Here is a 15,095-nt window from a genome sequence, read left to right as displayed (position 1 = left end):
CTTTCTTTACCCGTCAGGGTGCTACCGGCAATGCGGTTGTGTATTTAATTTCTTCCATCGCGAAACTGGAGGTCACGTCAATCAGACCCGGTACGCCATTCACCAGCCGCTTATAAAAACCATCGTAACTTTTCATATCTGCCACCTGAATACGCAGCAGATAGTCATATTCGCCGGCCATACGATAGAACGCCATTACCTCCGGCATCTGCTGGACCACGCTGACAAATTGCTGATACCAGTCGCTGCTATGCTGCTGGGTTTTGACAAACATGAACGCGGTCAGCGCCAGACCGATTTTATCGCCGTCTAACAGCGCCACGCGCGCACGAATAATGCCATCATCTTCCAGTTTTTTCAGGCGTTTCCAGCACGGGGTGGTGGTGAGATTGACCGCATCTGCCAGCGTCTGGAGTGACAAGGTGCAATCCTGCTGTAATAGCGCCAGCAGTTTACGGTCAGTTTTATCTAGCATTTACCTCTCCGGGAGAAAATTTTTCTCTCATCGAGCCATTATACACCGATTAAAGCAACCTCTTTTTCCTGCCAGTGCCTTACACTGTGGCGATTAAATTTTGCGGAAACTTAGCATGCAAACGCCCTGGATTCGTCACGCTATTAACGAAATTAACGCTGATTTTCAGCGCTCTGCCGACACCCATCTGATTCGCTTTAACCTGGATGATTTTCCCGGCATTGGTTTTTACCTGAAAGATGAAAGCACCCATCCGAGCGGTAGCCTGAAACACCGTCTGGCGCGTTCGCTGTTTTTGTACGGTCTGGCCAATGGTTGGATCCGCCAGGGAACGCCAATTATTGAAGCCTCTTCCGGCAGCACTGCGGTTTCAGAAGCCTATTTTGCGCGTCTGCTGGGGCTGCCATTTATTGCCGTGATGCCCGCCAGCACGGCTAAACGTAAAATCGAGTTGATCCGCTTTTATGGTGGGGAGTGTCATTTCGTGACCGATCCCTGCCAGTTGTATAGCGAATCGGAACGACTGGCGCGTGAGTTGAACGGCCATTTTATGGATCAGTTTACCTATGCTGAGCGTGCCACTGACTGGCGCGGCAATAACAACATCGCCGAGAGCATCTTTCGCCAGATGGCGCATGAACCTTGCCCGGTGCCTCATACCCTGATTATGAGTGCGGGTACGGGCGGAACCTCCGCCACCCTCGGGCGTTATATCCGTTATCAAGGCTATGACACCCGACTGCTGGTGGTTGACCCTGAGCACTCGGTGTTTTTTGATTTCTGGCACAGCCGCGAGCACGGACTGAGTAGCGACCGTGGCAGCATGATTGAAGGCATTGGTCGTCCACGCGTTGAACCGTCGTTTTTACCCGATGTGATTGACGAGATGATCAAGGTGCCGGATGCCGCAACCGTTGCTGCCATGCTGAAGCTGGAACAGATTCTCGGCCGTCGTCCGGGAGCCTCTACCGGCACCAATTTCTGGGGTATGTTGCAGGTAGCGAAACGTATGCGTGAACGGGGTGAACAAGGTTCGCTGGTAACGATACTGTGCGACAGCGGCGAACGCTATCCGGATACCTATTACAACGCGGAATGGGTCGCGCAGCACATTGGCGATATCCAGCCGTGGCAGCGAGAGATGCAATAAAAAACCGGACATCCTGTCCGGTTCACTGCAAGCCTCAGCATTCGGGGGAATAATCGAGGTGTGGTGTGGTCATCCAGTGATTTAAATAGTGAGACACAGCCTGTGTCTCGCAACGTCCAATAACCGGCAAATGCGGCAACTCCGCTTTCAATTGAGGCATGGCATTGCCCATGATGAAACCGTTGCCGACACGGTCCAGCATTTCGCGATCGTTCATGGCATCGCCAAACGCCATACAATCGGCAAGCGACAGGGAAAGATGCTGGCATAGTCGCGCCAGAGCCGCCCCTTTGTGACAATCCAGCGGTAAGACTTCCAGGCAATCCCAGGCAGAAAAACAGATATTCGCGCGTTCACCTAATGCCGCATCCAGTTCGGTTTTCAGTAAACACAACGTCTCATGCGGGGCAATAAAACAGATCTTGGTGACTTCATGCGCTGACATACGTTGCAGATCACGCAGTTGATAGTGGAAGCCGCTCATTACATGCGCTTCCCGCACCCAGGGCAGCGGTTTGTCGGTAAACCAGCCTTCATCATTGAAAATATGAATGGTCGCAGGTGTTTGCCAGTGGCGATGAATCACCTCTTCGGCGATAGAAGGCGGCAGATCGCAGCCATATAACTGTTTGCCATCCAGATCGTGTACGCGGGTACCATTGCCGGTAATCAGCCAGGCGGGTAGCGTGATTTGCTCACGTACCACCGGCTGCATATCCAGCAGATGACGTCCGGTAGCAAACGCCAGCGTGACGTCACGTTGATGCAGGGCGTGCAAACTGGCGAGAGTTTCTGTACCCAGGCGATGAGTCGGCAGCAGGAGCGTACCGTCCATATCAAATGCCGCGAGGCGGGCCATGCGAGTTCTCCTGTCGGTGTGATACTCCCACTATCGCCTGGTAATTGCGGAACTAATAGTGAATACTTTTCGAAAACTGTTCCGGGTTTAGGTGATGCGGCAACTTCATCGGGTCAATCAATTCCAGCGGCTCTGGCAACTTAGCCAGGGTGCCCCCCAGCAACTGAGTGTTTCTGCCATGGCACAACACTGCTTTTGCAGCGAACGCCATATTCGCACCCTGCTGCGCCAGTGGCAGGACGCGGGCTGGCTGCGTTGGCAGGGTGCTGCGGGGCGCGGTAAACAGGGAATCCTGACCTTTCTCACGTCACCGGAACAGCTACGCCAGCAACTTTTGCAGCAGCAACTCGCCGCAGGCGAAGCGGTGCAGGCATTGCAGGTGCTGGATGTGCAACCCGATCATCTGTTGAACATGTTGCGTCCGTTGATGGGCGGTCAGTGGCTTAATCAGGCTCCGGTATTACGCATTCCCTACTATCGTGCCCTTGAACCCTTGCGCCCGCTGAGAATAACCGGACGTGCCGAACAGCATCTGGCGCGCCAGATTTTCTCTGGTCTGACACGCTTCAACGGCGACGATGTCGTGGGTGATTTGGCTCACCACTGGCAACATGACGCCACGGGCTGTGACTGGTTTTTCTGGTTGCGCCCGCAATTAAGCTGGCATAACGATGAACCGCTGTATGCCGCGCAACTGGTCACGCAGTTTAACAAGATCCGCCATAGTACTCCGGGGTTGCGACTGCTTGCCTCGGTGGAAAGTATCACTGCGCCCCATCCACTGGCGCTACGTATTCGCCTGCGTCACAGTGACTACTGGCTGCCGCAACGGCTGGCGCACCAATACTGCCTGTTGCCACATCCTGAACGTGATGACATCGGTAGCGGTGCATGGAAACTGACGCATTTCGCCGCTGAACTGGTACGACTGGAAAGCCATGCGCGCTGGCATCTGCAACGCCCATTGATTCAGGCGGTTGAATACTGGATCACCCCCCAACTGTTTGATCGCACCCTGGGCACCAGTTGCCGCCATCCGGTACAAATCGCCATTGGCGATCCTGACGAGCTGGATACACTGCGCCCGGTCGATCGCAGCATCAGTCTCGGATTCTGTTATCTGGCTCCCCGTATCTCAGCACGCCTGAGTACTGCGCAGGCTAAAACCTTAATTGCCCTGATTCAGCGAAGTGGCATGATCCAACAGTTGCCGCTGGATGAAGGCTTGATCACTCCCAGCCAGGAGTTGCTGCCAGGCTGGCCGGTGCCTGCCTCGGAAGAAACGCTGGTCACACTGCCTGCTGCACTCACCTTGCATTATCATCTGCCAGTGGAATTACATGTGATGGCGGAAGCCCTGAAGCCGCTATTAGCTGCGCAGGGCTGCCAGCTGACTTGCATATTTCATGACGTCAAAAGTTGGCGCGATGAACGTGAACTGGCCGAAGCCGATCTGGTGATGGGCGATCGCCTGATTGGTGACGCGCCGCTGTTTACCCTCGTAAGCTGGCTGGAGAACGATCCGCTATGGCAGCCACTCCGGGGAACGCAAAGTGCGATCCATTTACGTCAGCATCTGCGCGAAATTGCGCAACAACAGGACCCGGGGCAGCGTGCTATTCTTAGCCACCAGCTGTTTGAGCAACTGATGCGCGCCGGTTATCTACTGCCGTTATTTAATTATCGCTATCAAATCTCTGCCCCTCCTGGCGTGGAAGGCATTCAACTTAACAGCCTGGGCTGGTTCGACTTTACCCGCGCGTGGATCCCTCCTCCCGCCGCAGTCGATACTGTTCATCACACAGCTGAGCCATTACCATAAGGGCTGGGTTTTATACGGAAGAAAAGATGAAAAGAGCCGTTGTAGTATTCAGTGGCGGACAAGACTCCACCACCTGTTTAATTCAGGCGTTGCAGCAGTATGATGAAGTGCATTGCGTCACCTTTGATTATGGCCAGCGTCATCGCGAAGAAATTGATGTTGCGGCCGAACTGGCAAAGAAACTTGGCGCACGCGCGCATAAGGTGCTGGATGTAACGCTGCTGAACGAATTGGCGGTCAGCAGCCTGACGCGTGATAACATCCCGGTGCCGGCCTATGATCCCAACGCCAGCGGCCTGCCAAGTACTTTCGTGCCGGGACGCAACATTCTGTTTTTAACGCTGGCCTCGATTTATGCATACCAGGTGGAAGCCGAAGCCGTCATCACCGGGGTGTGTGAAACCGATTTTTCCGGTTACCCTGACTGTCGTGATGAATTCGTCAAAGCGTTGAATAACGCTGTCAGCCTGGGCATGGCGCGCAATATTCGTTTCGAAACGCCGCTGATGTGGCTCAACAAAGCGGAAACATGGGCACTGGCGGATTACTGGCAACAGTTGCCACTGGTGCGTGCAGAAACCCTGACCTGCTATAACGGCGTCAAAGGTGACGGTTGTGGCGAATGTGCTGCCTGCCATCTGCGCGCCCGTGGTCTGGCAGATTATCAGGCTAATGCCTCAGCCATCATGGCGCAGATGAAACAAAAAAGCGGGCTGGTCTGATCCCGCTTCACCCCGCTGGCGTCGCTGACGCCAGCCTCTCGTCATACCATTAATGCCGCCAGCCGTTCGCGTAACTCCCCTTCCATTGGCACTGCTTTTTGCGTACGCAGGTCAATGCAGACAAAGGTTAATGCCGCATCGGCAACCGGTGAACCATCGCCGGCTAACAACACCCGCTGCGAAATAACGCCACTCTTGCCATTCAACTGCGCTATCTCACTCTCAATCGTCAGCACGTCGCCCAGCACTGCCGGGCGGCGATAGTTAATGTTGATATTCACCACCACAAAAGCGAGCTTCTGCTGTACCAGCCAGTTGAACGCATCGACATCCTCCAGCCATTGCCAGCGCGCCTCCTCCAGAAACTCCAGGTAACGCGCATTGTTTACGTGCTGATAGACGTCAAGATGGTAACCGCGCACTTTGATCGTGGTCTGCATTATTGCTCCTGATTACGCTGTGAATGACAACTGGTTGGACCTGTTGAGCATAGCACAGCGTAAATGCAGGTTGACCTCATCCTTCCTGAGTCGCGAGCTTTCTCACAGTTTCAGGCGGGCGTTGTTACGCTCAACCAACGCGCTACCGATACCTGGCACCTCCTTTAATTGCTCAATTGCGGTAAATGGGCCGTATTGTTCGCGATAACTAACGATAGACTGGGCTTTCTTCAGGCCAATACCATTCATTGCAGCTGCAAGTTCTTCTGCGCTTGCCTGATTGATGCTGACCTGTCCTTCCGCTGGCGGTGATACCTGCGTTGCCTGTGTCTCACTGGGGCTTTCTGCCGCTGCCAGACTGGTGGAACACACCGTACCGCCAAGGGCCAGCGAGAAGAATAAGACCTGAAAAGTTTGTTTGATCATGCTGTGTCTCTCCTTGTGTTTAACAGCAGATGCAGAGTGTCACAGCACAGAATCAGGCTCAAAAGCCGAATCTCAGAAATGGAAAAGGCCGCATAAGCGGCCTTTGTCTGTTTCAACCATTCTGATTTTTTTGCGAGGCTTACTGCATTTGTGCGGCTGCGCCGTACTTGATCTTGGCCTCTTTGCGCAGGTTTTCCAGCAGGGCTTCGAAGGCGATTTGCGCGTTATTCTGCGTCACACCTTTCACCATCTGGTCAATCTGCGGTTGTGGCATGCTGCCAGTGCTGACTTTATCCAGTGCCACCAGCACCACATTACCCTGCATGTCTTCGCTCACGCCCCATGACGGTTTGTTGTCAACCGGCTGCGGCAGGTTGAATGCAGACTGTGCTACCGGGTCCTGCGCATTGCGATCGACGGTTTTGCTGGCGCTCAGCGTCAGACCGGCGGCTTGCAGCACATCCTGCTTACCGGCATTGAGATCGGCCAGCAACTTATTCGCCTGCTCTTTCGCCTGCTGGGTTGCTTTATCATGCTTCAGGGTATCGGCGATTTGTGCTTTTACCTGATCCAGCGGTTTGACTGCTTCAGGTTTGTGCTCGCTGATACGCAGGACAAACGCGCGGTCGCCATCCACTGAGATGATGTCGGAGTTATTACCCGGCGCACCATTTTGTCCGACTAAGCCACCGTTGAAAATGGCTTGTTTAACCGCGTCGAAATCCAGGTCCTGCGGCACGCTGTCCTGGCTGAACCAGTCAGTTTCAACCACTTTCAGGCCAGAAGCCTCTGCTGCGCCTGCCAGTGATTCATTGTCATTGCTGGCGGCTTCGCTGACCTTCTGTTGCATTTTATAGAAGGCATCAACGGCTTTTTCCTGCTTCACTTTTTCAGCAACTGCATCGTGCACTTCTGACAGCGGCTTAACCTGCTCCGGCTGGATATCATCCAGACGGGCAATCAGGAAACCAACCGAGGATTTGATCACACCTGAAAGCTGGCCTTTCTCGGTCAGATTGGCATTTTTCAGTTCATCCGGCGTGGTGTTCGGTTCCAGCCAGCCCATGTCGCCGCCTTTACGGGCAGAGATCGGGTCGATGGATTTGCTTTTCGCCAGGGTAGCGAAATCTTCGCCTTTTTTCAGCGCATCCAACACGGCATTGGCATCCGCTTCAGTTTTGGTCTGAATGACACTGTAGCGGTTACGTTGCGGCTGCGAGTAGTCGGCTTTGTGTTGATCAAACCAGCTCTGAATATCCGCTTCGCTGGCGCTTTCCTGCAAGCTCGCTGCATCCATCTTGATATAGCTGACGCGGAACTGCTCCGGTGCCATAAAGCTGCTTTGATGCTGTTGATAGTACTGGCTGATTTCGTCATCGGTGGTTGTTTGTTTCGCCGCCAATGCATTGACATCAATGATGGCCTGACGAATTTCGCGCTGCTGCGCCACCAGATCAACCAGCTTGCTGGTTTCACCTTTTAGCATAAAGTCGGTGTTTGCTACGGCGTTGATCAGTTGTTGGTTTGCCAGCTGTTTACGCAGCGCTTCAGCGTATTGATCGGCAGTGAAGCCCATGCTGGTAATCAGACCGTTGTATTTGGCGTTGTCGAACTTACCATTGGTCTGGAAAGCCTGCTGATTGAAAATCGCATCCCTGACCTGATCGTCACTGATGCCCATGTGCAGATCTTTGATGTACTGATCGAGCAAAGCCTGGTCAATCAGCTGAGAAAGGGCCTGCTGGCGCATCTGCTGCATGTAGCCTTCATTACTGGCCAGCTGCGAGAATTGGTCGCCCAGCATCTGCTGCTGACGATTACGCTCAGTGTTGAACGCCTGCTCCAGCTCTCCACGACTGATCTCATGTCCGTTAACTTTGGCAGCATAATCACTGTTACCGCCGATCAGGTAGTTACCCACCCCAGTCAGAACAAAGGACAGGATAATCAATCCCAGAATGATTTTGAGCACGACGTGATTACCCGCCGCACGTAAATTGTCCATCATGGTATGACAACACTCCGCTGTAGTGTGAATGTAAAGCTCTGACACGATGTCATCATCGCGCAACTGCAATTCAGGCTGGCAGCTGACAACCCTGCGGAGACAACAGCCAAAGGGGCCATTTGCTGCGCATCAGAATAAAAAAAGGCACATCAAAATTGATGTGCCCGTATGTTACATGAGAACGGCTTTTGCGTCCTCAATCCGCTGAAGAAAATGCTTCAACGGATGTGACAGCGGTCATTAATTGACAGCGTCTTTCAGTGCTTTGCCAGCACGGAAGCCCGGCACTTTACCAGCCGGAATGGTGATTTCTTTACCGGTTTGCGGGTTACGGCCTGTGCGAGCAGCACGCTCACGAACAGAGAATGTACCGAAACCAACCAATGCCACTTCATCACCGCCTTTCAGCGCGTCAGAAACGGAACCCATGAATGCATCTAATACACGTCCAGCTGCTGCCTTAGAAATATCCGCATCTGCAGCAATTTTGTCGATCAACTGTGACTTATTCACTCTATTCATCCCCTCTTTTATTATTCACATCGCATCCGCGCTTCCCGCCGGATACGAACGCGCAGCCAGTTATATCAAGCCTGTTGAGCCGAAACAACGGTATTCGTCTTAATCGTTGATCCAGCAGCCCCCTAACTTAGCGGCACAAAAAAAGGCTGGCAAGCACCATTTCGCCTGCCCGCCTCGCTTTTTAACGGTTTTTGCCGTTAATCACTATTTTGCCGTCGCAACCTGCATACCGTAAGGGGCATTTTCCAATGCCAGGTTCAGCACTTCTTCAATGCGTTTCACTGGATGAATGGTCAAATCGGCGATCACGTTCTGCGGAATTTCTTCCAGATCGCGTTTGTTCTCGTCCGGGATCAACACCGTTTTGATGCCACCACGATGCGCTGCCAGCAGTTTTTCTTTCAAACCACCGATTGGCAGCACCTGACCACGCAAAGTGATCTCACCGGTCATTGCCACATCAGAACGCACCGGATTACCCGTCAGGCAGGACACCAGCGCGGTACACATCGCGATACCCGCACTTGGACCATCTTTCGGTGTGGCACCTTCTGGCACATGCACATGGATATCACGTTTCTCATAGAAATCACCGTTGATACCCAATTTCTCTGCACGCGCACGCACGACAGTCAATGCTGCCTGGATTGACTCCTGCATCACTTCACCCAGCGAACCGGTGTAAGTCAGTTTACCCTTGCCCGGAACACAGGCGGTTTCGATGGTCAGCAAATCACCGCCCACTTCCGTCCACGCCAGACCGGTTACCTGACCAACACGGTTTTCGCTATCCGCGCGACCATAATCAAAGCGCTGAACCCCAAGGAAATCTTTGAGGTTATCACCGTTGATGGTGATGTGTTTTTTCGCTTTGTCCATCAGCAGCGCTTTCACGGCTTTACGGCACAGTTTGGAGAGTTCACGTTCCAGACTACGCACGCCCGCTTCACGGGTGTAGTAGCGAATGATGCCCATAATGGCGCTGTCATCAACGCTGATTTCTTTCTCTTTCAGCGCGTTACGTTCAATCTGTTTCGGCAGCAGGTGCTGTTTGGCGATGTTCAGTTTTTCATCTTCGGTATAACCAGACAGACGAATCACTTCCATACGATCCAGCAGAGGTGCCGGGATGTTCATCGAGTTTGAGGTCGCCACAAACATCACGTCTGACAGATCGTAATCCACTTCCAGATAGTGATCGTTAAACGCAATGTTCTGCTCTGGATCCAGCACTTCAAGCAGTGCCGAAGCCGGATCACCACGCATGTCGGACGACATTTTGTCGATTTCATCCAGCAGGAACAGCGGGTTTTTCACCCCCACTTTCGCCATTTTCTGGATCAATTTGCCCGGCATTGAACCGATGTAAGTACGGCGATGTCCGCGAATCTCTGCTTCATCACGCACCCCACCCAACGCCATACGGACATATTTACGGCCAGTTGCTTTCGCAATCGACTGACCCAGCGAGGTTTTACCTACCCCCGGCGGTCCGACCAGGCACAGAATCGGCCCTTTGATTTTGCTGACACGGCTCTGTACTGCAAGATATTCAAGGATGCGGTCTTTGACACGCTCCAGACCGTAATGGTCGGTATCCAGCGTTTCCTGCGCTTTACGCAGGTCTTTTTTCACCTTGCTGCGCGCGTTCCACGGTACCTGCACCATCCAGTCGATGTAGCCACGTACCACGGTCGCTTCTGCTGACATCGGCGACATCATTTTCAGCTTCTGCAATTCCGCTTCGGCTTTTTCACGCGCTTCGGTTGGCATTTTCGCCGCTTCAATTTTGCGTTTCAGCGCTTCATATTCGTCAGGCGCATCATCCATCTCGCCCAACTCTTTCTGAATCGCCTTCATTTGCTCATTGAGGTAATACTCGCGCTGGCTTTTTTCCATCTGCTTTTTCACGCGGTTGCGAATACGCTTCTCAACCTGTAGCAGATCGATTTCTGACTCCATCATCGCCATCAGATATTCCAGACGCTCATTGACGTCGGACATCTCCAGCACCGATTGTTTGTCGGCCAGTTTCAACGGCATATGTGCCGCAACGGTGTCAGCCAGACGGGCTGCATCGTCAATACTGTTAAGTGAGGTCAAAACCTCAGGAGGAATTTTTTTATTAAGCTTGATGTAGCCTTCAAACTGATTGATGGCCGTACGGACCAACACTTCCTGCTCGCGCTCCTCGATTTCGGGCGAGATCAGATACTCAGCCTGGGCAACGAAGTGGTCGCCATTATCTGCCAGCGTGGTGATATGTGCGCGCTGCAAACCTTCAACCAGCACTTTAACCGTACCATCCGGCAGCTTCAGCATTTGCAATACTGAAGCGACGGTCCCTACAGAGAAGAGATCGTTAATACCAGGTTCATCCGTTGAAGCCTCTTTCTGTGCAACCAGCATGATCTTCTTATCATGATCCATAGCGGCTTCGAGGCACCGAATCGATTTTTCCCGACCCACAAACAACGGAATTACCATGTGCGGATAAACCACTACGTCGCGCAGAGGCAACACAGGGATTTCAATGCGTTCAGAACGCTCAGGATTCATAGAGCTCTCTCTTAGTTTAATGTCCGCCAGGTGATGGGAACCGCCTGATCACAATCAATATGCAGTTAAACCCACAGGATATTGAGTATATGGGGATGCTTATCCGACATTCAATGTCACAGGCGTGAGAAAAACAAAAGGGGAAAGATTTTCCCCTTTTATAAGATAACAACGTGGTTTAATTGTTTATTTATTCGCCAGAGGCTTGAGCTTCATGCTTTCCGTAGATCAACATTGGCTCGGACTGGCCATCAATCACTGACTCATCAATCACCACTTTTTCGACGTCTTCCATTGAAGGCAGGTCGTACATGGTTTCGAGTAAGGCAGCTTCAACAATTGAACGCAGACCACGCGCACCGGTTTTGCGTGACATTGCTTTTTTGGCAATCGCCGTTAACGCTTCGTCACGGAACTCCAGCTCAACGCCTTCCAGGTTAAACAATGCCTGGTACTGTTTGGTCAGGGCGTTTTTCGGCTCACGCAGAATCTGGATCAGGGCTTCTTCACTCAGTTCATTCAGCGTTGCCACGACGGGCAGACGGCCAATAAACTCAGGAATCAGACCGAACTTGATCAAATCTTCTGGCTCTACCTGAGACAGCAGTTCGCCTTCGCTCGCTTTCTGCGATTTGCCTTTCACCGTTGCGCCAAAACCAATGCCTGAACCGGTTTCTGTGCGCTGAGAAATCACTTTGTCGAGACCGGCGAAAGCACCACCACAGATAAACAGGATTTTTGAGGTATCAACCTGCAAAAACTCCTGCTGCGGATGCTTACGACCACCCTGCGGCGGCACGGCTGCCACGGTACCTTCGATCAGTTTCAGTAACGCCTGCTGTACGCCCTCGCCCGATACGTCACGGGTGATAGACGGGTTGTCCGACTTACGTGAAATCTTGTCGATTTCATCAATGTAGACAATACCGCGCTGAGCTTTCTGCACATCGTAATCGCATTTTTGCAGCAGCTTCTGAATGATGTTTTCCACATCCTCGCCCACGTAACCCGCTTCGGTCAGCGTGGTGGCGTCGGCCATGGTGAATGGCACATCCAGTAAGCGTGCCAGCGTTTCCGCCAGCAGGGTTTTACCGCTACCGGTTGGACCGATCAGCAGAATGTTACTTTTACCCAGTTCGATGCCATTGCTGGTGTCACCATTGCGCAAGCGTTTGTAGTGGTTATATACAGCTACAGCCAGCACCTTTTTCGCCTTTTCCTGCCCGATAACATAATCATCGAGATGATGGCGGATTTCATGCGGCGTCGGTAGTGCACTGCGCTCGCGATGCGGGGCGACTTCTTTAATCTCTTCGCGAATGATGTCGTTACATAAATCGACACATTCGTCGCAGATATACACTGACGGCCCGGCAATCAGCTTACGCACTTCATGCTGGCTTTTGCCGCAAAAAGAGCAGTACAGCAACTTACCTGAACCGTCTTTGCGCTTATCTGTCATCAGCTAACCTCTTTTCATTCTCGGGCCATACGGGCGTACGGCAATGGCCGCACGTTACGGCCGATATTCATGCAACTCATCTGCCTGTTGTCCAGTTAACTATAGCCCAGGGACCCGGCAGATGTGTCTTATTGGCGATGCGTCAGAATAGAATCGACCAGGCCATACTCTACCGCTTCACTGGCAGAGAGGAAACGGTCACGCTCGGTGTCACGCTCAATCTGCTCCAGCGATTTACCGGTGTGTTCAGCCATCAATTCATTCATACGCTGCTTCACTTTCAGAATCTCACGCGCATGAATCTCAATGTCCGTTGCCTGCCCTTGATAGCCACCCAGCGGCTGGTGGATCATCACGCGTGAGTTAGGCAAGCAAAAGCGTTTGCCTTTGGTGCCTGCCGTCAGCAGGAACGCGCCCATTGAACAGGCCTGGCCCATACAAATGGTGCTAACATCCGGCTTAATGAATTTCATTGTGTCATAAATTGACATACCGGCGGTAATCACCCCACCCGGCGAGTTAATGTAGAGGTAGATGTCCTTCTCAGGATTCTCCGCTTCCAGAAACAGCATCTGCGCCACGATCAGGTTAGCCATATGATCTTCAACCTGGCCGGTCAGAAAGATCACACGCTCTTTGAGCAGGCGGGAATAGATGTCGTAAGAACGCTCGCCACGCGAGGTTTGTTCGACCACCATTGGCACCAGCGCCATGTGCGGTGCAGTAAATTCACGATCGCCACTGTATGACATTACCGTCTCCTGGATAAATTTCGTTGGCAACATTCTGTACCGATTTTACGTGAGACGCGCGATGAAAACTATGCGCTGCCTCCTCACTCCGACACCAACAGGACGGTTAATCAGCCAGTTTCACTGTCTTCATGCATTCTCCCTGTATCTGGGGATGCTGCCCAGTTATTTCAAGCATAACAACCTTTTCCCTATTCGCTAACACGGAAAAAGAGCTTATCGGATAATTTGCCGGTTAATTAATCAAATAGAAGACAAATCCAGACTTTTCAGCGTGAGAAAATAAAAAAGCCCGCGACTTTTTGTCGCGGGCTTCGCACTTCGTGTTAACTAACGAATCAGGCCGAAGCGGTCTGGTTCATCAGTTCCTGGAAGTTGGTGGCTTTTTCGGTCACTTTCGCTTTTTCCAGCACCGCTTCAACCGCTTGCTCTTCCAGCGCGACGTTGCGCATGTTGTTCATCAGCTCGTTGTTCTTGCTGTAGAACTCGATCACTTCCTGCGGATCTTCGTAGGCAGAAGCCATCTCTTCGATCAGCGCTTTAACGCGGTTTTCATCAGCCTGCAGTTCGTTGGTGCGAATTACTTCGCCCAGCAGCAGACCAACAACAACGCGGCGTTTCGCCTGCTCTTCGAACAGCTCGCGCGGCAGTTCCAGCGCTTGCTTCTCGTTGCCACCGAAACGCTGAGCCGCCTGGCGACGCAGAACATCGATTTCGCTGTCAATCAGTGCAGCCGGTACGTCGATAGCGTTGGCATTAACCAGGCCGTCGATCGCCTGAGATTTCAGACGGTTACGGATTGCACCTTTCAGCTCGCGTTCCATGTTCTTACGCACTTCAGTACGCAGGCCCGCAACTGAACCATCTTCCACGCCAAAACGCTTGATGAATTCTTCGGTCAGTTCCGGCAGTTCGCGTACTTCAACTTTCTTCAGTACGATTTCGAACTTCGCGTCTTTACCTTTCAGGTTTTCCGCGTGGTAGTCGTCCGGGAATTTCACGTCGATGGTGAAGGTTTCACCCGCTTTGTGACCCACAACGCCATCTTCAAAACCTGGGATCATGCGGCCCTGGCCCATTGCCAGTACGAAGTCAGAGGCTTTACCGCCTTCAAACTCTTCGCCGTCAACAGAACCGGTGAAGTCGATGGTCGCGCGATCTTCAGCACCAGCCGCTGCATCGCTCTCTTTCCAGGTCGCCTGCTGCTTACGCAGGGTTTCCAGCATGGTATCGACGTCAGCGTCGGTCACTTCAACAACCGGCTTCTCAACTTCGATGGCGTCGAGACCTTTCAGCTCAACTTCCGGGTAGACTTCAAATTCTACTGTGTAGGTGAAGTCTTCACCCAGCTTGTACTCGCCTGGCACGTAGTTCGGTGCGCCAGCCGGGTTGATTTTCTCTTTAATGATGGCGTCAACAAAGTTGCGCTGCATCAGATCGCCCAGCACGTCCTGGCGAACAGAAGCACCGTAGCGCTGCGCTACGATCTGCATCGGCACTTTGCCTTTACGGAAACCATCGATACGGACTTTCTTCGCCACATCCACCAGTTCTTTCTTCACTGCGCTTTCGATGCTGTCAGCTGCAACAGTAATCGTAATGCGACGGCCCAGACCCTGAGTGGTTTCTACTGAAACTGTCATCTTGCTACCTCAAAAAATCGCGTGCTCGGTCAACTTCAGACACCACACATATGAAATGCGCCGTATCCAACTAGCGGGAGGGCATCTGCTGACAGAACCTGTTCCCTGTTGTCAGAAGCTCCCGAAGACATTCCGGAAAAATAGACGCCGCATTATAGCGGCATCATACAGGCTAGTCGAGGCTGCAAAGTCACCACTTTTGAACGACTTTGCTGCTTTTTTGCGCCGCAGATCGCGTTTAAGCGTAAATAAGGA

Annotated in this window: 13 protein-coding genes; 3 read left to right on the top strand and 10 right to left on the bottom strand. The window is 52.5% G+C overall.

Annotated features, from left to right (window positions below):
• Positions 1-13: 13 nt before the first annotated feature.
• Positions 14-475 (bottom strand): Lrp/AsnC family transcriptional regulator, encoded by a 462-nt coding sequence (locus tag CTZ24_RS04905; RefSeq protein WP_021185832.1) that lies wholly within the window; start codon positions 473-475, stop codon positions 14-16.
• A 115-nt stretch (positions 476-590) separates the two neighbouring features.
• Between CTZ24_RS04905 and CTZ24_RS04900 the strand changes: the two genes are divergently transcribed.
• Positions 591-1,625 (top strand): PLP-dependent cysteine synthase family protein, encoded by a 1,035-nt coding sequence (locus CTZ24_RS04900; protein WP_208724963.1) that lies wholly within the window; start codon positions 591-593, stop codon positions 1,623-1,625.
• Positions 1,626-1,659: 34 nt separating this feature from the next.
• On the opposite strand, the gene cof is transcribed toward CTZ24_RS04900, so the two are convergent.
• Positions 1,660-2,484 (bottom strand): HMP-PP phosphatase, encoded by an 825-nt coding sequence (gene cof, locus CTZ24_RS04895; RefSeq protein WP_021185834.1) that lies wholly within the window; start codon positions 2,482-2,484, stop codon positions 1,660-1,662.
• A gap of 94 nt (positions 2,485-2,578) precedes the next feature.
• Between cof and CTZ24_RS04890 the strand changes: the two genes are divergently transcribed.
• A complete protein-coding gene (locus CTZ24_RS04890; RefSeq protein ID WP_208724962.1) occupies positions 2,579-4,306 on the top strand; it encodes an SgrR family transcriptional regulator in 1,728 nt (575 codons plus the stop codon).
• A gap of 26 nt (positions 4,307-4,332) precedes the next feature.
• On the top strand, positions 4,333-5,028 hold the full coding sequence (queC, locus tag CTZ24_RS04885; protein WP_208724961.1) for a 7-cyano-7-deazaguanine synthase QueC: 696 nt from the start codon (positions 4,333-4,335) through the stop codon (positions 5,026-5,028).
• A gap of 41 nt (positions 5,029-5,069) precedes the next feature.
• Here the strand turns inward: queC and CTZ24_RS04880 are convergent, their stop codons facing one another.
• The 8 genes from CTZ24_RS04880 to tig form a co-directional block, all read right to left on the bottom strand.
• Positions 5,070-5,468 (bottom strand): acyl-CoA thioesterase, encoded by a 399-nt coding sequence (locus tag CTZ24_RS04880; RefSeq protein ID WP_021185837.1) that lies wholly within the window; start codon positions 5,466-5,468, stop codon positions 5,070-5,072.
• A gap of 102 nt (positions 5,469-5,570) precedes the next feature.
• Complete coding sequence (locus CTZ24_RS04875; RefSeq protein WP_208724960.1) at positions 5,571-5,894, bottom strand: ComEA family DNA-binding protein; 324 nt, start codon at positions 5,892-5,894, stop codon at positions 5,571-5,573.
• A 139-nt stretch (positions 5,895-6,033) separates the two neighbouring features.
• On the bottom strand, positions 6,034-7,902 hold the full coding sequence (ppiD, locus tag CTZ24_RS04870) for a peptidylprolyl isomerase (RefSeq protein ID WP_208724959.1): 1,869 nt from the start codon (positions 7,900-7,902) through the stop codon (positions 6,034-6,036).
• A 240-nt stretch (positions 7,903-8,142) separates the two neighbouring features.
• Positions 8,143-8,415 carry a nucleoid-associated protein HU-beta gene (gene hupB, locus CTZ24_RS04865; protein ID WP_014606441.1) on the bottom strand — a complete coding sequence of 91 codons (273 nt, stop codon included), beginning with the start codon at positions 8,413-8,415 and terminating at the stop codon, positions 8,143-8,145.
• A gap of 213 nt (positions 8,416-8,628) precedes the next feature.
• On the bottom strand, positions 8,629-10,983 hold the full coding sequence (gene lon, locus CTZ24_RS04860; RefSeq protein ID WP_013508136.1) for an endopeptidase La: 2,355 nt from the start codon (positions 10,981-10,983) through the stop codon (positions 8,629-8,631).
• Between the two features lie 190 nt (positions 10,984-11,173).
• A complete protein-coding gene (gene clpX / locus CTZ24_RS04855; RefSeq protein ID WP_021185840.1) occupies positions 11,174-12,445 on the bottom strand; it encodes an ATP-dependent protease ATP-binding subunit ClpX in 1,272 nt (423 codons plus the stop codon).
• Positions 12,446-12,573: 128 nt separating this feature from the next.
• The gene (gene clpP / locus CTZ24_RS04850) at positions 12,574-13,197 is read right to left on the bottom strand and encodes an ATP-dependent Clp endopeptidase proteolytic subunit ClpP (RefSeq protein WP_013508134.1); all 624 of its coding nucleotides are present in this window, start codon (positions 13,195-13,197) and stop codon (positions 12,574-12,576) included.
• Positions 13,198-13,535: 338 nt separating this feature from the next.
• The gene (gene tig, locus CTZ24_RS04845) at positions 13,536-14,840 is read right to left on the bottom strand and encodes a trigger factor (protein WP_021185841.1); all 1,305 of its coding nucleotides are present in this window, start codon (positions 14,838-14,840) and stop codon (positions 13,536-13,538) included.
• Between the last annotated feature and the right edge of the window lie 255 nt (positions 14,841-15,095).

Origin of the sequence: Pantoea phytobeneficialis (assembly GCF_009728735.1) — a bacterium.
Classification (GTDB): domain Bacteria; phylum Pseudomonadota; class Gammaproteobacteria; order Enterobacterales; family Enterobacteriaceae; genus Pantoea; species Pantoea phytobeneficialis.
The sequence above is the reverse complement of the archived record's forward strand: the minus strand, read 5'-3'. Positions and strand labels throughout refer to the sequence as shown.